Origin of the sequence: Cobetia sp. AM6, assembly GCF_009617955.1 — a bacterium.
GTDB lineage: Bacteria > Pseudomonadota > Gammaproteobacteria > Pseudomonadales > Halomonadaceae > Cobetia > Cobetia amphilecti.
Window position 1 is genome coordinate 2,361,707 of sequence record NZ_AP021868.1, and the last position, 17,786, is coordinate 2,379,492.

The 17,786-nt window shown below is 63.7% G+C and carries 13 protein-coding genes and 1 pseudogene; 4 read left to right on the forward strand and 10 right to left on the reverse strand.

Going from position 1 to position 17,786, the window contains the following annotated elements; translation table 11 throughout:
- Positions 1-33: 33 nt before the first annotated feature.
- The 7 genes and pseudogenes from CLAM6_RS10055 to CLAM6_RS10085 all read right to left on the reverse strand — a co-directional run bounded on the left by CLAM6_RS10055 (position 34) and on the right by CLAM6_RS10085 (position 8,341).
- Positions 34-1,485: a nuclease-related domain-containing protein gene (locus CLAM6_RS10055; RefSeq protein ID WP_153635963.1), complete on the reverse strand. Its 1,452-nt coding sequence runs from the start codon at positions 1,483-1,485 to the stop codon at positions 34-36.
- A 247-nt stretch (positions 1,486-1,732) separates the two neighbouring features.
- A complete protein-coding gene (locus CLAM6_RS10060; protein WP_153635964.1) occupies positions 1,733-2,623 on the reverse strand; it encodes a LysR family transcriptional regulator in 891 nt (296 codons plus the stop codon).
- A 415-nt stretch (positions 2,624-3,038) separates the two neighbouring features.
- Positions 3,039-3,659 (reverse strand): annotated as a pseudogene (locus CLAM6_RS10065) (trimeric intracellular cation channel family protein); the annotation flags it as partial.
- Positions 3,660-3,865: 206 nt separating this feature from the next.
- Positions 3,866-4,921, reverse strand: coding sequence for a GlxA family transcriptional regulator (locus CLAM6_RS10070; protein WP_153635966.1), 1,056 nt, complete (start codon positions 4,919-4,921; stop codon positions 3,866-3,868).
- A 206-nt stretch (positions 4,922-5,127) separates the two neighbouring features.
- On the reverse strand, positions 5,128-6,357 hold the full coding sequence (locus tag CLAM6_RS10075) for a GGDEF domain-containing protein (protein WP_153635967.1): 1,230 nt from the start codon (positions 6,355-6,357) through the stop codon (positions 5,128-5,130).
- A 215-nt stretch (positions 6,358-6,572) separates the two neighbouring features.
- A complete protein-coding gene (locus CLAM6_RS10080; protein ID WP_242007813.1) occupies positions 6,573-7,994 on the reverse strand; it encodes a sodium:solute symporter family protein in 1,422 nt (473 codons plus the stop codon).
- Positions 7,995-8,068: 74 nt separating this feature from the next.
- Positions 8,069-8,341 (reverse strand): hypothetical protein, encoded by a 273-nt coding sequence (locus tag CLAM6_RS10085; protein WP_197738654.1) that lies wholly within the window; start codon positions 8,339-8,341, stop codon positions 8,069-8,071.
- A 435-nt stretch (positions 8,342-8,776) separates the two neighbouring features.
- Here CLAM6_RS10085 and CLAM6_RS10090 point away from each other — a divergent pair, with 435 nt between their 5' ends.
- The 4 genes from CLAM6_RS10090 to dkgB all read left to right on the forward strand — a co-directional run bounded on the left by CLAM6_RS10090 (position 8,777) and on the right by dkgB (position 13,072).
- Positions 8,777-9,958 (forward strand): MFS transporter, encoded by a 1,182-nt coding sequence (locus CLAM6_RS10090; RefSeq protein ID WP_153635968.1) that lies wholly within the window; start codon positions 8,777-8,779, stop codon positions 9,956-9,958.
- A 107-nt stretch (positions 9,959-10,065) separates the two neighbouring features.
- Positions 10,066-10,980, forward strand: coding sequence for a TIGR03571 family LLM class oxidoreductase (locus CLAM6_RS10095; RefSeq protein WP_153635969.1), 915 nt, complete (start codon positions 10,066-10,068; stop codon positions 10,978-10,980).
- 120 nt (positions 10,981-11,100) lie between these two features.
- Positions 11,101-12,108: an alcohol dehydrogenase catalytic domain-containing protein gene (locus CLAM6_RS10100; RefSeq protein WP_153635970.1), complete on the forward strand. Its 1,008-nt coding sequence runs from the start codon at positions 11,101-11,103 to the stop codon at positions 12,106-12,108.
- Between the two features lie 157 nt (positions 12,109-12,265).
- Positions 12,266-13,072 carry a 2,5-didehydrogluconate reductase DkgB gene (dkgB, locus tag CLAM6_RS10105; protein ID WP_153635971.1) on the forward strand — a complete coding sequence of 269 codons (807 nt, stop codon included), beginning with the start codon at positions 12,266-12,268 and terminating at the stop codon, positions 13,070-13,072.
- Positions 13,073-13,192: 120 nt separating this feature from the next.
- Here the strand turns inward: dkgB and CLAM6_RS10110 are convergent, their stop codons facing one another.
- From CLAM6_RS10110 to cydB, 3 genes are read right to left on the reverse strand one after another with little or no spacing between them, the layout of a single operon-like run.
- Complete coding sequence (locus CLAM6_RS10110; RefSeq protein ID WP_153635972.1) at positions 13,193-14,980, reverse strand: amino acid ABC transporter ATP-binding/permease protein; 1,788 nt, start codon at positions 14,978-14,980, stop codon at positions 13,193-13,195.
- On the reverse strand, positions 14,977-16,800 hold the full coding sequence (gene cydD / locus CLAM6_RS10115; RefSeq protein WP_242007641.1) for a thiol reductant ABC exporter subunit CydD: 1,824 nt from the start codon (positions 16,798-16,800) through the stop codon (positions 14,977-14,979). The genes CLAM6_RS10110 and cydD overlap by 4 nt, the downstream gene beginning before the upstream one ends.
- Positions 16,787-17,785, reverse strand: coding sequence for a cytochrome d ubiquinol oxidase subunit II (gene cydB, locus CLAM6_RS10120; protein ID WP_153635973.1), 999 nt, complete (start codon positions 17,783-17,785; stop codon positions 16,787-16,789). The genes cydD and cydB overlap by 14 nt, the downstream gene beginning before the upstream one ends.
- Between the last annotated feature and the right edge of the window lies 1 nt (position 17,786).

The window sequence follows — 17,786 nt, forward strand, 5'->3', positions numbered from 1 at the left end:
AATGCGGGCGTTGTCTTTCTGCAAGGCACCACATCAGTCGGGCTGTCGGAATATCACGAACTCATGCTCACATTGCGGGCAATGCCCCGAGTAGACCGCCCCGGACTTGCTCAGGCGTACGCTGTGATGCTCGCAGGCCGGACAGCCCTGCTTGAGTGATGTGTTGGCGTTGCAGACCTGACATTTGACGTAATAGCCGTAGGGGCCGTAACGCCCCAGCAGTGCATCTTTTTCCTGACATTTCTGGCACTGGACTCGCACTTCCTGTGGCGCTTGCGTGGTGGCGGAAGCCTTCAGGCGTGCGGTGATTCTGTCGAGGTGCTCGCTCAACTGTGGCGAGGCCAGACATGCTTCAGGCACTGGCGACCCGACAAGTGCCTCGGTCGGCAGCACTGGTGTTTCGGCTCTGGTTTCAGCTTTGGGCTTGGCGACGCTCTCGGCGCTTGCCTTCGCCTCATTGACTGCCTCGGCGGCGGGGATGGCAACTGCCGCTGCACTCGAATCGCCTCCCTGCCTGGCCATGGCGCGCGGCTTCTTATTACAGCGCCCCTGGCTGCCGCGCTCCTGTTCGCCACGCCCATTGCTGCCAGGCGCATTGTCGCCAATGCCATTGCCGCCATGAGCACTGTAGCCCGCGCCATTGTTAACGAGATTTTTGCTACCGAGGTCTTTGTTAGCGAGGTCTTTGTTGGCGAGGACTTTGCTGGCAGATTCGCGGATACCACCCTCATTGACCGCCCATCGACTCGCAGCACTGTCAGCGGCATCAGGCGTCTTCGCTGCCGGCGGCGGGCGACGACTCACCTCGCGACGGACGCTCTCGACGACATGCGCGCGACGCGAACGGGCGTCCTGCTTGAGCAGGAACTCGCTGACACGCTCAAGCTCATCCTTGGTGAACTCCGGACGCGTATCGAACAGCAAGGCACGCTTGACCATCGACCGCGCCCCGATCAGGCCACTGACCTGCTCGTGGAGAAACTCCGGCTTCACCACCTGAGCCGAGACCCCCTTGGCCATATCGTCACGGTGCACAATGGCATTGCTCGAGACGGCGCACAGCACTTTCCATTGTCGACCGGCAAAGCCGCCTTGCAGCCCCAGGGTCTTGTTCATCAAACGAGTGCGATGCTCGATCAACAGGCGCTTGAGAATATCCTGCTGCAATTCCGCCTGACGCAGTGGTGACTTGAGCCCAGACCAATTGCCTCGATAGCTGCGCTGCCATTCACCTGCCGCATTGACCCTGACTTCACCAGTGATGCTTTTCGACTCGATGATGATGAAGCCGAAGGGATGCATGACCAGATGATCGATCTGGGCATTCTCCTCACCATGTTTCAGTCGCAGATCATTGAAGATCACGACCTCGGGGTCGTCCCCGAAGGCACGCCGTAGATGGAAGGCCACATCCTCTTCCTGGCGGTGACCATACCTGGCGCGCTCATCGTCGCCACTGTAGACCTCTTTTTCCTTGGCTATCATCTGCTCGTCCCTGAAGCGCTGATTACATCCTTGTCAGCCCAATATATCGCTATTGCCCGTAAATACGCCATGCAACATGCGTCAATAAACAGTTTTCATCAAGAGATTATAAAGTTTATTTAAATCAGCCCGACTCCACTGCCATGCTTCAGGTGCGGGATAATCGTTAACACTCTGCGCCAGGACATATCCGCGCCACTTTACGCGCTGTTGTCAGGACAAGTCTGGGGCGCCAGACATCAGCCACTCACAGCGTCAGGCGGGTGGCGAGAAACTCGACGAAGGCGCTGATGCGCGGCGACAGCGTACTGTTGCGGTAATAGACCGCCTGGATCTGCTCGCGGGGGTTGGGACTCTGGATCTGGCCGGGCAACACTTCCACCAGAGCGCCGGTCTTGAGGTCATTGCCCAGCATGAAGCGCGAGATCAGCGCGATACCATGCCCCGCCAGGCACAGCTGACGCATGACTTCGCCACTGGTGGTCGGCAGATGAGGTGTCGTGTCAAAGCCCTGTGCGGAACCCTTGAGCGGCCAGCGATTGAGACGACTGGGGGGCAGGAACCCCAGCAGCTGATGGGTCTGCAGCGCCGCGACACTGGACGGCACGCCATGCTCGGCCAGATAGGCAGGGCTTGCGACCAGATGCAGCGTGGAGCGCCCCAGCACCTTGGCGTGCAGCGTGGAATCATCCAGCTCGCCGATGCGGATGGCCACATCGGTACGCTGTTCCAGCAGGTTGATGATGTCATCGGCCGCTGACAGCTCCAGCGCGATGCCGGGATAGCTGCGTGAGAACTCCGCGACCAGCGGCACCAGCTGATGCAGCACGAAGGGGCTCGCGGCATCGACGCGCAGCCGGCCACTGGGCTGATCGCGCTGCTGCAACAGAGCCTCTTCGGCACTGCCGAGCAGCAACAAGCCCTCGCGCACGCGTTCGACGAAGCCGCGCCCCTCATCGGTCAGCGCCACGCTGCGTGTAGTGCGGTTCAGTAGCGGCGTTTCCAGCTCACCTTCCAGGCGCTGGATGGCCCGCGATACCTTGGCCACCGGAATGTTCAACCGATTGGCGGCGGCGCTGAAGCCCCCGCTATCCACCACGGCCAGTAGCAACTCGAGGTCATCCGAACGGCTGCGCATGCTGCGATCTCCTTGAAAGTGCAAGATGCATGGTCCCATGCATCTTTGCAGAAATCACAATAATCATCCGCATCATGATCGCTTCTGCAATATGGCTTGCCGATCAAATCACTCAGCAAAAGGATGTCGCCTAGAGCCCACCACGGCGGCGTTCGCCGGGGCGCAACATCCTGACGCGTGCCTTGGGGGTGCGCCGCGGCAATGCCGGAGGCGCCGGCGGTGTCTCCAGCTGACCCGAGGGCGAGACATCACTGGCGCCGATCGAGCCGCCCAGCGTCGTCGCGAATTCCGAGCGCTGACGAGGCCTGCCATCTGGCGCGGCGTGCGCACCCTCGCGACTCTCCCCGCCCGTGCCCGCTGCCTCCGACGGATCCTGATCATGCCTCTGGCCGTTGACTTGCGAAGCCAGCGGAGGCGGCGGAATGATCACCCAGGCAAAGGTCGGCAAGGTCAGATGCCAATAGATCGCCGGCAGGCGAATCGCCAGTATCAGCAAGATGGCAGCGCCAGTGGCCCACGCCAGGCCAACGCCCGCCTCGAGAAGCGCGATATAGAGAATGCCACCCGCCAGCGACGCCGAGGCGTAGATTTCCTGACGCAACACCATCGGCACACGGCGCGCGAGCACATCGCGGATCATGCCACCCGCCACGCCGCTCATGGTGCCCATCAAGACGGCCACGATGCCATCCACGCCCAGCATGCGCGCCTTGTGTGCGCCCAACACCGTAAACAGCGCCAACCCGAAGGCATCAGTCACCGGCAGGAAAACCCGCGTCAGGCGGTGGATATAATGAAAGCCCAGCGTCGCCACCATTACCGTCAACAGGATGACCCACAGATAGATCGGCTGCTCGACCCAGAACACCGGGCCGATTCCCAGCACGAGATCACGCAGCGTACCGCCGCCGATACCAGTCACGGCGCCCAGCACCAGCATGCCGATCGGGTCCATGCGTGAACGGCACGCCACGACGACACCGGTCAGGGCAAAGATCATCACACCGGCCAGGTCGAGCCAGGTTATCCAGTTCATTCTCGTGAAGCCTCCTGCAGTGCGCTGGCGGGCGCATGAAACAATGGCGTGTATGCTTGTCGCGAACCGTGATGGCACTCTCTGCCAAGTCGTCTGCTGCGATGGCGTTTCGGCGCAGCGGCGCGATCATACTCCCTTTTGCGGCTTTTTTTGCGCCCTCGACATCATCCGCGCCACCTTCAGAGAGCGCAGGATGATGAACCGCCTCAGGGCGTGGCCTGACCACGGCGGGCGGTCGCGCTGGGCGGCTCACCGAATCGCTGACGATAGGCACGCGAGAAGTGCGCCAGATGCGTGAATCCGACGCCGAGAGCCGCCTGGGAAACGCTGCGACTGCTGTCGGCCAATACGCACCGCGCATGATCCAGGCGCATGCCGAGATAGCGCTGCTTGGGCGTTTCCTCAAAATGCGCCATGAACAGACGCGTCAACTGGCGCTGGGATTGGCCGACCAGACGGCAGATGTCGGGGATCGTCAGCACCTGGGCAAGATTGGCCTCCATCACGGCCAGCGCCTTGACCACACTGCGTGGCAGCGAATCGTCTCGAGTACTGACAGCAGCAGGCGACGCCAGATGCCCGCGCTGATGCACCAGCTGCCGCCCGACGGCGTCCGCCAGCGACGGCCCGTACAGAAACTCGATCCACGCCAGCATCATGTCGATACTGGCCGCGCCGCCAGAGCCCGTCAGCCGCTCGCCCTGCCATTCATAGTCGGCCTGACTGATCTCGAGTTGAGGAAATTCCTCGCGAAAGGCCGGCACGCTCTCCCAGTGCAGGGCGACCCGATGACCGGCGAGCACCCCGGCGCGCGCCAGAATGAAGGGGGCGGTATCCAAGCCTCCCAGCCAGGCGCCATGGGCTGCCAGATGACGAATCACGCCACGCGCCAGGCTGCCGACGCTGACTTCCGGTCCGTAGGATGACACCACCATCAGGCGCGTTTGCGCCCCACTCTGGCCACCCGACGACGGCTCATCGACTAGAGACGACAAGGCGCCATCGACGTCGATGCGCACGCCATTGCTGGCCACGACAGCCTCGCCATCACTGGACAACAGGCGCCAGGCGAACAGCGGCCGTCCAAAGCGATTGGCGACCCGTAGCGGTTCCAGCAGGCAGAACAACGTCAACATCGAGAAGCGCGGCACCAACCAGACATTCAGCGTGTGCTCGGCGGCCCCCGGCGCCAGCAGCGGCGGTGAATCCGGGCGCGGATACGGCGCAGAGAGAGGCTCCGGCGCCGTCGCTAGAGGAAGCATGCGGGATTGCGAGGGCCGTTCAGAGTGTTCAGACGGTTTTGACAATTCAGACCGTGCTGACAGTTCAGAGGATTCAACTGGTTCGGGTGGCGGTTCAGACATGTAGCAAATTTCATCAACTTGCGGCCATTTACCTCAACCTTACCCGTGTCAGGCACTTGAGGTAAGTGGCACGGGGTTGAAACCCGAGAACGGCCTAAGCGACGCTAGCCGGCGAAGGCTCGGCCCAGCGCTTGCGGATCCTGCTGAGCAAACAGCTCGCAGCGATCTCGTCCCGAGGCCTTGGCGCGATAAAGCGCCTCATCCGCCTGCTTGAGAATGGTCTCGAAGCTGCAACCCTGGCCGGTGCCTGCAGCAGAGACCCCGATACTGATGGTGACAATACCATGGCGTGAACTTCCCGCATGCGGTAGCGCCAGGTCGCGAACATGGCGGCGAATCTCTTCTGCGCGCGCTAATGCTTGTTGCGATGAACTGGATGGCAGCAGCACCACAAACTCTTCTCCCCCGAAGCGCGCCACGATATCGACATCAGGGTGCACACTTTCGAAGATGGCCGTCGCGATACGCTTGAGACATAGGTCCCCTTTCACGTGACCATAGTGGTCGTTGTAGGACTTGAAATGGTCGACATCGATCATGGCCACGCCGTATTGAAGACGGCTGTCAACCTGCTTTCCGAGCAGCGAACTCACGAGACTGTCGAAGTGACGCCGGTTATAGACTTCGGTCAATGGGTCGATCGAGGCCAGGCGTCGGAACTCTTCATTCTTCTCGGTGAACTCCTCGACCCTGAGCTGCTCACGCAGCAACAGCAGGTAGGAAAGGCGCTCGGCCTTTTCGCTGCGCAGATTGGAAATGATCGAAAACAGCGTGATGGACAAAAACACCATCAACGCCATGAAACCCGCCGAGGCATAGGGCGCAGGATGGGCATTGACCAGATACAGCATCACGCCGAAATGGAAGGCCGAAGAGCACAGGGCATACCAGAAGCGCAGCTGAAACAGGACATTGCCCACCAGCACGATAAGGCCAAGTGCGAACAGATCGAGGAAGGAATGTGGCGAGACTGACAACTGGATCAACAGGGCGGTGAAGATCATCGCGAAGCACACCAGCGCAGTCATCAACATCTCACGCAATACCGGCGAGACACCCCGCTTGAGCAGGTAGATGCAGATCAAGGCGATGGGCGTCATGACCCCGACGCGAATGACGATGGCCTCCAGCATGTGGTCTGGGCGAAAGCGCCAGTCATTGAGCAGAAACAGCACATAGATACTGATCGCCACCGCGCCCATGCAGGCGAGCTTGTGACTGCGCGCGACATGGATATCGTGCTCGAAGCGCGCTTCTATCTCGGCCGGGAAATGCACTCCCAGACCGCCCTCACGCTGTATCTGTCTGTCCACCTGCACCATCAGATCATTCATTCACGTCCCCTCCCTTGAGGACAGCCAATCAATGATCTCACTCTATACAAGGCGACACGGATCAATAAGCGATCGGGCGCAAACGTGACAATCGTTCACAACCTTGTGAAATGCCTGTCCAAGTTTAATACAACTTCTTGATCGAGCCCAGCGCTCGACTACCAGAGCGGAGTGCCCCTCGACATCCCTCCGCTCACGATATTCCCTGCGCAATCTCAGCGCTTGAGACTCCAGGGAGCGGCGATGCGGAAGAAGCGCAACGCCACTGCCTCATCCACCGGCCGTGTCAGTAGCGACACCAGCACGAAGACCGGCAGGTTGAGCATCAGTCCCCAGAAACCGGCATGCAAGCCTAGCGGATGTGGCCACACGACGGTAAACAGCACCGTGACCACGAAGCCGGCACTGATGCCGCTGATGACACCTGCCGCCGAGGCACGTGGCCAGAAGAACATGCCCAGAAATGCCGGCAATACCTGAGAGGCAAAGCCCAGCCCGATCAAGAGAATCATCACCAGATTGCCCGGCTCCCAGATCGCCAGGGGTGCCACGATCAGAAACATCACCGGGAAGATCAGCCAGCGCGCCAGCTTGCCAGCGCGTTGGTCATCAAGCTTCAGGCCCGGCTGCAGCACATCACGACTCAGGCTCAGGGCTACCGAGTGAATGAAGGGCTCGCTGGAGGACATCGAGGCCGCCAGCGTGCCCGCGCCCAACAGGCCCACCAGCCAGACCGGCATGTTGGCCATCGCGTATTCGAGCACCACGGTGTCGGCGCGCGCAAGCTCCGGCAGGCTGTAGATACCAATGAAGCCGACCACCACCAGCGGCAGGATCACCACATAGTAGGTCGGCAGCCAGCTGGCACTGCGGCGGATGGTGCCGGCGGAGGCGGCGCTCATCCATTGGGTCCATACCGGCGGCATGAAGGACAGCATCGAGACGATGATCGAGGTGGTCCAGAAGCTGAAGCTCATGTCGCCGCCGGCGCCGGGCAGACGCAGATACTCCGGATGGCTGGCCTCAAGACGCGTGAACACGCCACTGAAGCCCCATTCGCCGGTGGAGAGATAGGCCGCCCACAGGCCGATTGCCCAGGCAACGACCAGCATCAACACGCCCTGGAAGGCATTGGTGCGCCCGATGGCGCGCTGGCCGCTGACGAACAGATAGACGGCAATCGCGCTGAGCACCAGCAACACGCCAGCCCAGAGCGGAATGCGCCCGCCGCTCATCACCAGCAGGATGTAGGCCGAGCCGATGGTCTGCAGGACCGCATAGGCGATGGAGGCAATCGACATCACCAGCGCCGACAGCGCGCCCAGCAGAGGGCTCTGATAGCGGTCCGCGATCGCGCTTGCCTGGGTGACATGCCCGAACTGCTCGCCGAACTTCCACACCTTGGGGCCGAAGTACCAGGCCACCAGCGCCAGATAGGCCAGATAGATGGCGACATAGAACACCGGCACGCCCTTGCTGTAGGCCCAGCCCGGCGCGCCCATGAAGGTGTAGGCACTGACGCTGCCGGCGGCGATCAACAGATAGAGCGTCACGGGCCCCATCGAGCGTCCGGCGACCCCCCACTGCTCCAGCGTGTCCATGCGTCGGCCACCCCGCGCGCCGAGACCGATGGCCATGGCGAGGACGACATACCCCAGGGTGACCAGCAAGGGCACGCTGTCATGCACGGACGAAAAGGCATTCGGATCGATCACGCGGTGCCTCCGTCTCTTTCGCCAGCGGACGCTTTTGACAGCGGGTCTGCGCCGTGGCGGCGGCGCAACAGGCAATTGCCCAGCAACATCGCGCCACTGCAGGCGAAGATGATCAGGTAACTCCAGATGATCAATGACGGCATGCCCCACAACAGGGTCTGCTGATTGATCCAGCCGATCACCGGCCAGATACCCATCACGACCAGCAGCAGGAAGATCACCAGCAGGCACCAGCCCCGCCAGGTCGAGGGCACGACGAGGCGCGGCAAGGAACAGGGAGTCTCTACAGCCCGGGCATCAGGCTGAGAGGAAGACGGGGTGTCAGGCGCGGCCAAGACGATCTCCGATGTGAACAGGGAGTGAATGAAAATTCTCGGCGCGCAGTGTAGCCGCTGCGCCCTGCCCTGTGGAGTCACCCTGGTGAATCCCGCTGTTGAGTCGCCCTGTCGAGTCCCCCTGTTGAATCACGCTGTTGAATCACGCTGTTGAGTCACCCTGTGGCGCCATCTGGCGTGAGATCGCGGCGACGATACAAGCTGACAGGGACAGGGAAAGGCGCTGCAAGGATGGGAGAAATGACGCCGTCGCCGGACATTTTTACGAAAACTGCAAAAGTCTTTCATCATTTCGTGCGTTTATCACAAAGGTAACTCACGGCAGACTGCACAGCATCCAAGACCCACCCATTGCTGATGGAGAACTGCATGCCCCTTGCCCTGCTGGCGCTGACATTGAGCGCCTTTGCCATCGGGACCACCGAGTTCGTGATCGTCGGACTGGTACCCACCATCGCTCAGGACCTGAGCGTCTCTCTGCCTTCCGCTGGCCTGCTGGTCAGCCTGTATGCCGTCGGTGTCGCCATCGGCGCCCCCGTGCTGACCGCCATGACCGGCCGCTTCAATCGCAAGCTGGTACTGCTGGCCCTGATGGCACTGTTCATCGCCGGCAACCTGCTGGCCTGGCAGGCACCCAGCTACAGCTCGCTGATCACGGCGCGCATCCTGACTGGCCTGGCCCACGGGGTCTTCTTCTCCATCGGCTCCACCATCGCGACAAGCCTGGTGAGCAAGGACAAGGAAGCCAGTGCGATCGCCATCATGTTCACCGGCCTGACCGTGGCACTGGTCACCGGCGTGCCGCTGGGCACCTGGATCGGTCAGCACTTTGGCTGGCGCGCCACCTTCCTCGTGGTCTCGGTCCTCGGTGTGCTGGCATTGATCGGCAGCGCCATCCTGGTGCCCAACAATCTCAAGAAGAGCGTACCGGCCACCTTCGCCCAACAGCTCAAGGTTCTGACCCATCCGCGCCTGCTGCTGGTCTACCTGATCACCATTCTCGGCTACGGCGGCACCTTCACGGCCTTCACCTATCTGGCCCCGCTGCTGCAGGACGTCAGTGGCTTCAATGAAGGCGCCATCAGTCTGATCATGCTGGTCTACGGTATCTCGGTCGCCATCGGCAACATCCAGGGCGGCAAGCTGGCTGACCGCATGGGCCCGATCCGCGCCCTGACCCTGATCTTCGGTGGCCTGATCGTCATCCTCGGCGTGCTGACCTTCACTGCCGCCAACCCGATCACCGCCGTGATCACCATCCTGATCTGGGGTGCCTTCGCCTTCGGCAACGTGCCGGGCCTGCAAGTCTACGTCGTGCAGCAGGCCGAACGCTTCGTGCCGCAGGCCGTTGATGTGGCCTCCGGCCTCAACATCGCCGCCTTCAACATCGGCATCGCACTGGGCTCCATCGTCGGTGGCCAGGTGGTCTCCGGGATGGCACTGACCGACACCGCCTGGATCGGCGCGCTGATCGTCACCGCCGCCCTGCTGCTGACCCTGCTGGCCGGTCGCCTCGACAAGCGTCACGCCTCTTCCATCGCGACCGCCTGATCCGCCGCGAAGCCTCCCGCCATCACGACGTGCCCCCGATTCCGACAGCTCAGCCTGCTGGCTCGGGGCACCGTCGTCTACCCACCTGCTTGCTGAAGGAGTCCACCATGATCTCCCCGTCCCGTCCGCTGGATCGCCTCACCCAAGGCCCCCTGACCCTGGGCGTCGAACTGCCCCTCGACAATGACTGGGTCCGCACTGACAGAGCCCCCTCCACGCCCTTCGGCGTGCCTGACATGCGCGCCCATGCCGAGCTGATCGGTCAGGTCGACAGGCTCGGCTTCCGCGCCGCCTGGCTGCGTGACGTGCCGCTGTTCGACCCCGCCTTCGGCGATGCCGGTCAGGTCTTCGAGCTGTTCACCTACCTGGGCTATCTGGCCAGTCACACCGACAACCTGCTGCTGGGCACTGCCGCCGCGGTGCTGCCACTGCGCCAGCCGTGGCTGGTGAGAAAGGCCGCCGCCAGCGTGCAGGCCCTGAGCGAAGACCGCCTGCTGCTGGGCGTCGCCAGTGGCGACCGACCGGCGGAATACCCGCTGTTCGGCGAAGAGTTCGCGACCCGTGGTGCCGCCTTCCGTCATGCGGTGGATGTCATCAAGGGCCAGGCGGACGACGCCCTGAGCGAAGGTCAGGCCATCCTGCCTGCCGCGACGCGTGCGCCGCTGTTGAGTGCCGGGCTCTCCCAGCAGACCCCCGAGTGGATCGGTCGCGAGATGGACGGCTGGCTGGCCTACCCGGGCACGCCGGAGGACCACATCCGTCGCGTGGCCCTCTGGCGTCAGGTCGCCGGCGACAAGCCCTACGTCAGTTTCATCCACCTCAATCTGGAAGAAGATCCGCACGCCCCGGTGCGTCGTCATCGCTTCGGGTTGTCGAGTGGCCGCCTTGCCCTCATGGAAGAACTGTCGGCCATGCAGGATGCCGGGGTGAATCACATCGGCTTCCACCTGCGTCGCAATCGCCGCCCGCTCACGGAAACCCTCGAGGAACTGGGGCGTGAGGTGCTGCCGCACTTCTCATGAGGGCGCAAGGGTTGCACTGATCTGCCCGGCTGACTGAGCGCACTGGCAAGCCGGGCGGGTCGCGCGGCCTGCCCTCGCCATGGCGGAAAGGATTCATCGTTCACGCTGCAAGGAGATCCCATGTCAAATTCCACAGAGACCACCACACAAGACATCAGTCACAGCGCCACTCGGGCACCCGCCTGGGTATGGCAAGGCCCGGGCGAGCCTGAGACGCTCGAGCAGTCAGAGGTGGACATCGGCGCGCCGGGAGACGACGAGGTACTGGTCGCCACGCGTGCCATCGGCCTCAATCCCGTCGACTGGAAGTTCATGGCGATGGACAGCGAGTTGTGGCAAGCCGGCCAGATTCCCGGCGTCGATGCCTCCGGCGAGGTGATTGCCTGCGGTGCCAATGTCCGCCACGTATCGCCGGGCGATCGCATCGCGGTCCACACCACCCTGGCGGGGCCGGGCACCTTCAGCAAACGCCTGCGTGTCCCGGCGCGCGCCGTGATGCGCCTGCCCGTCACCCTGGGCTTCAATGACGCCGCCGCCTTCCCGTGCCCGGCACTGACCGCCTGGCTTGCGATCGACAAGCTGCCCGTCAAGGCCGGGCGACGCCTGCTGATCACCGGCGCCTCCGGCAGCGTGGGCCGCTGGTTGATCCAGCTGGCCAGACAGCGCAACTTCCACGTCATTGGCGTTGCCTCCGAGAAGCGCCACGCGGACCTCAAGGCGCTGGGCGCCGACGAGACGCTTGCGGACGCCGAGCAGCTGGACGCGCCGGTCTTCGCCGTGATCGATACCGTCAATGGTGATCACGCCCACAAGATGACCCGTCATCTGGGGGCCAATGGCCACATCGTCTGCATTCAGGACCGCCTGGAGCAGGCGGCCGCGCCGGCCTTCGATCGCGCCATCTCGCAGCACGAAGTTGCACTGGGTGCGCTGCACTGGGCGGGTGACGACGAGGACTGGGCACGCCTGGTCGAGGCGGGGGAAGGTCTGCTCGAAGCGATCGCCGATGGCTCCATGAACCAGCCGGCGCCCTGCATCGAGCCGTTCACGGCGCTGCCGGCCTGCCTCGCCGAACTGAAGAGTGGTGAGCGTCGCGCCCTGAAATTCGTGATCACGGCCAACGAATGAGGCGCATGGAGGGCGGCGCAGGATTGTTGCGCAACCGGCACATGACTGATGCGTAGGCACGCCATTGTCGCGCCAGTTTCACAGCCCCAGTAAACACGACACAACACATGGAAACGTCCCCGCCGCACCCGGCGAGAACGTCAACAGGAGTTACCGCATGTCGACTACCCTACCGAATCCCGGCTTTGGCACCTTCCGTCTGGAAGGCGATACCCTGCGTGAGAGCATGAAGGCGGCGCTGGACGCCGGTTATCGTCATTTCGATACCGCCCAGTTCTACGGCAACGAAGCCGAAGTGGGACAGGTGCTCGCCGACAGCGGCATCCCGCGCAGCGAGCTGTTCGTCACCACCAAGATCTGGTACGACCGCCTCCAGCCCGGTGATCTTGAGAAGAGCGTCGAGGAAAGCCTCGAAAAGCTCCAGATGGACTACGTCGACCTGCTGTTGATCCACTGGCCGTCACCCAATGACGAAGTCGCAATGGAGGACTACCTGCCGGCGCTCGCCAAGATGAAGGCCGAGGAGAAGACACGCCATATCGGCATCTCCAACTTCACCTGCGAGCAGATGGAACGCGCCGTCGGCATTCTGGGGCGTGATGAGCTGCTGACCAATCAGGTCGAAGTGCATCCCTTCCTGCAGAACCGAAAGGTACTCGACAAGTGTCAGGAGCTGGGGCTCGAGGTCAGCGCCTTCATGCCGCTGGCCGTCGGCAAGGTGATGGATGACGAGACGCTCAAGATCATCGCGGACCGCCATGGTGTCAGCCCGGCGCAGATCGCTCTGGCGTGGCTGAAGATGCAGGATATCGTGACCTTCCCGTCCTCCACCAAGCCGAAGAACATCCGCAGCAACTTCGAGGCCTTCTCGCTGACACTGACCGGCGAGGACATGGCCAAGATCGCCGAGCTGGACCGCGGCGAGCGTATCGCCAACCCGGACATCGCCCCCGACTGGGACTGATGGACTGAGCCCAACTGACTGAACCTGATCGACGGGTCCAGTGACAAGAAAGCCTCCCGGGCACCCTGCCCGGGAGGCTTTTTCCGTTTCCCCCTGCCATGATTTGATCCCGATGGATGCTCAGCGATCCAGCCAGCAGACACGGGTCACGGCCTCGGTGCCGGGGCGTGGCGCCGCGAAATCATGCTCATGCAGTAGATAGATCACCGTCCTGCCCGCCAGCCAGTCAGCGAGACCCTGCGCGACGCGTTGCGCTGTCGTGGCATCCAGCCCCGAGAAAGGCTCATCCAGCAGCACGAGGCCGGGGTTGGTCAACGCCAGGCGCGCCAGACTGATGCGCCGGGCCTGGCCACCCGACACCTGACGACCGCCCTCACCAACGCGTGTCGCCAGCCCCTGCGGCAGACTCGCGACCCAGTCGGCGAGATCCACCGCGGCCAGCACCCGCCACAGCGCGGCATCATCGGCGTCGGCTGCCCCCAGTCGCAGGTTGTCAGCCAGACTGGCATCGAACAGATCGACCTGCTGGGTGAGGCAGCCGACGCCCTCGGCAATCGCCAGAGGCGCGTAGTGATGCACCTCACGGCCATTGAGTAACACCCGCCCGCCCTGCTCTTCAGTACCCCCGCCCTGCTGTTCATTACATCTGCTCTGCAGGCCGCGGGAGGCTAGGCTGGTCTGCCCGGTCAGCAGCGCCGCCAGCGTCGACTTGCCAGCGCCGGAGGCGCCACAGATCGCGACCTGCGCACCGGCTTCGACAGTGAGCGAGACGTTTGAAAATGCCTCAAACAAGGCGCCCGGATAGCGATAGCTGACCTGCTCCAGCGAGACGCTGATCGGCCCCGCTGACAGGCGAGCATCACCGTGCACGACCCCCGCGGCGTGCTCGATATCGTTGAGGCGCTCCGCGGCGCCAAGCGTCGCCCCGGCCTGGCTGAAGGCCGCCGGCAGCCCCGCCAGCCCCTCACCCAGCGCCATCGCCGCGAGCGGCAGCATCACCAGCATCGGGCCGCTGAGCTGGCCATCGCGCAGGGCGAGCATGCCCATCGCTAGCAACAGCAACCAGGCGAGTCCGATCACCAGCACGGCCAGCGCATTGCCGACGGCACTGATGACCGCCAGCCGCCATTGGTCCGCCAGCAGACGCGCCTCCACCGCCTCCAGCTGCTCACGCACATGGCCAAGCGCCGCGTAGGCCTCGAGTTCGGCATGCCCGCGCAGCGCCTCCATCAGGCTGGAGCGCAATGCCTCGAGAGTGGTCACACGCCGACGGCTGGCCACCAGCCCCCAACGTGCCTGCCCGAGTGTCAGCCACGCCCAGCCAGTCAACAGCAAGAGCGCCAGCCACGGCGTCGCGCCCGGTAGCCACACCAGCGTGATGCCAAGCAGCGCCACAATCAGCAGCAAGGCCATCACCGGAGGCGCCGCCAGACGCAGATAGAGCGCATCGAGGGTGTCAATATCCGCGGTCAGACGATTGAGCCAGTCACTGGAGCGCCGGGCTGCCAGCCGTGCGGGGTCCATGCTGACCAGCGAGGCAAAGGCACTGCCGCGCAGGCTGGCCAGCAGTCGCAGGATGGTGTCGTGATTGTAGAGACGCTCCAGATAGCGCGAGACGGTGCGCGAGACGGCAAACAGGCGAATCGCGCTGCCCGGCGTGTAGACATCCAGCACGGCGACGGCACCGGCAGCCAGCGCAGCCCCCGTCAGGGCCGACGCCGTGATGAACCACCCCGAGACCGCCAGCAGCCCGAGTGCCGACAGCGCGGTCATTGTCATCAGCACCACGCCCAGCAGCAAGCGACGACGGTAGCGCTCATGCACCCGCCACCAGGGCGCCAGCGTGGCCAGTGCCTCGCGCGTCGAGGGAGTGGAGCCAGGGCCGAGAGTGCGAGCGGGTTCGATCATGATGTGCCCTCCCCAGCATCCTGTGTCTCTCCAATGGTGCCAACGACCCCATCGCGGGTCAGGCACAGCTGACGCGTCGCCATGGCCCTCAAGGCCGGATGGTGGGTGGCGATGACAAGCGTACGGCCTTCTTCGGCCAACGCCTGGAAGCCGGCGATCAGGCGCTGTTCGGTCTCGGCGTCCAGACTGGCGGTCGGCTCGTCGAGCAACACCAGCGGCGCATCGCTCAAGAAGACCCGCGCCAGCGCCAGACGCTGAGCCTGGCCGCCGGACAGCCCACGCCCGCCTTCGCCCAACGGGCTGGCGATGCCCTGCGGCAATGCGGCCAGCACCTCGGTAAGGCCGGCACGCGTCAGCGCCTGCGCGATGTCATCGTCACTGGCGTCTGGCGCGGTGATGCGCAGGTTGTCGGCCAGACTGCCCTGCATCAGCAGCGGCCGTTGATCCATCCAGGCAAGGCGTATGGCCGCATGGCGACGACAGCGGCCTTCATCGGGTGCCACGAATCCCGCCATCAGTTGCAACAGCGATGACTTGCCGGCCCCGGACGGGCCGCTGATCACCAGCACCTCGTGGGTCTTCAAGGTGAGATCCAGCGGGCCAAGCACCCTGCCCCGTCCGGGATGCGTCAGCGTGACGGCCTCCAGCTGCAACATCACATCGCCAGGGAGCGACATACTGGCCGACGCCATCGTGGAGGCCTGACGCGCCGGCGCAATGGGCGTGTCGAGCAGCTCCAGCAGCGAGTCCGCGGCGGCCAAGGCCGAGGCGCGATCATGATAGTGCTGTGACAGGGTGCGCAGCGGCTGGAAGAACTCCGGCGCCAGCAGCAGGATCAGCAGGCCGCTGAACAGGGTCAGCGACTGGGCGGGCCCGAAGGGAATGTCGCCCAGCAGGCCGAAGCCGATATAGATCGCGACCACCGCGATCGACACCGACGAGAAGAACTCCAGTACCGCTGATGAGAGGAAGGCGAGGCGCAGCGTGCGCAGACTGCGGCGGCGATAATCATCGGCGACCAGCGTGACCTCGCGCGTGGCCTGCTCGCCCAAGCCGAACAGGCGCAGCGTGGTGATCCCGCGTACGCGATCGACGAAGTGGCGCGACAGGCGCGCGACCGCGACGAACTGCTCGCGATTGAGCGACTCGGCCCCCATGCCGACCAGCGCCATGAACAGCGGAATCAGCGGCGCGGTCAGCGCGAGCAGAATCGCCGCCAGCCAGTCCTGACTGACCACGATGGCCAGAATCACCAGCGGGCTGATCAGCACCAGGCGCAGCTGGACGTAGAAACGCGCGAAGTAGCCTTCCAACGCCTCGACCTGCTCGACCCAGCGCTGGGCCACATCGGCGCCATGAAACTGCGCGGCGCGCACCGGGCCTAATGCCTGCAGGTGATCCATTACATCTCGACGCACCCGCTGGCGCAGGCGCTGACTGGCTTTTTGGGCACATAGCTCCTGCGCGGCACTCAGCAAGGCACGCACCGCCAGCAGCGCCACCAGGCCGCCGAACGGCCACCACAGGCGAGCCAACGCCGCGGGCTGTTCGATTACCTGAGTGACCAGCCAGGCCAGCAGTACCAGTTGCGCAACCGTTGCCAGCCCCGCCAATGCGCCGCACAGCGCCGCCATAGCCAACAGGCGACGCTCGCGCGTCGCCTGTTGGCTGAGCCACTTGCCGGCAGCCTTGCGTCTGGCCTTGTCGCGCTCCTTGCCAGTGACACTGTCGTCGCTGACGCTGGCGCGCGCCGTGTCATTGCCAGCGGCGCTGGTCGGGGCCTCCTGCGCTGCCCCCTGCGTGAGGTCAGTGATAGCCACCGTCCTGCACCTTGCCGCGGAAGACCCAGTAGCTCCAGGCGGTATAGCCCAGCACGATGGGAATCACGAACAATACGCCGATCAGCAGGAACAGCTGCGCGCCCGGGTCTGACGCCGCATCCCAGATGGTGATGTCCGGCGGCACCAGATACGGCCACTTGCTGAAGATCAGCCCCAGATAGGTGAACAGGAACAGTCCCAGAGTCGCGACGAACGGCTGGCCCTCCAAACGCTTGCTGACGGCACGCCAGATGAAGGCCGCACAGCACAGCGCCAGCACCGGGAAGACCCAGAACATGCCGATATGATTGAACCAGCGCTCCCGCACGTATTCATCGACGAACGGCGTGTAGAGGCTGATGACCCCGAAGCCGACCAGCACGGCAATCAGCAACTTGGGCGTGATGCGATAGGCCCATGCCTGAACCTCGCCTTCACTCTTCAGAATGGTCCAGGTGGCCCCCAGCAGAGCGTAGCCCGCCACCAGCGCGAGCCCGGTGATCACCGTGAAGGGGGTCAGCCAGTCAAAGGCGCCGCCGACATAGACATGGCCTTCGGTGGCAAAGCCCTGGATATAGGCCCCGACCACCACGCCCTGACAGAAGGTCGCCACGTAGGAACCGCCACTGAAGGCGACGTTCCACCAATGCCGATTGCGCGTGGACTTGAAGCGGAATTCAAACGCAATCCCGCGGAAGATCAAGCCGGCCAGCATCAGGAAGACCCCCAGATACAGCGCCGGCAGCAGAATGGAGTACACCGCCGGAAACGCCGCCAGCAAGCCGGCCCCGCCCAGCACCAGCCAGGTTTCATTGCCGTCCCAGACCGGCGCGACCGAATTCATCATCACGTCACGGGCGTGTTCATCCGGGGCGAAGGGATAGAGGATGCCGACCCCGAGATCGAAGCCATCCATCAGGATGTACATCATGATGCCGAAGCCGATGATCAGCGCCCAGATCATGGTCAGATTGATCAGTTCCATG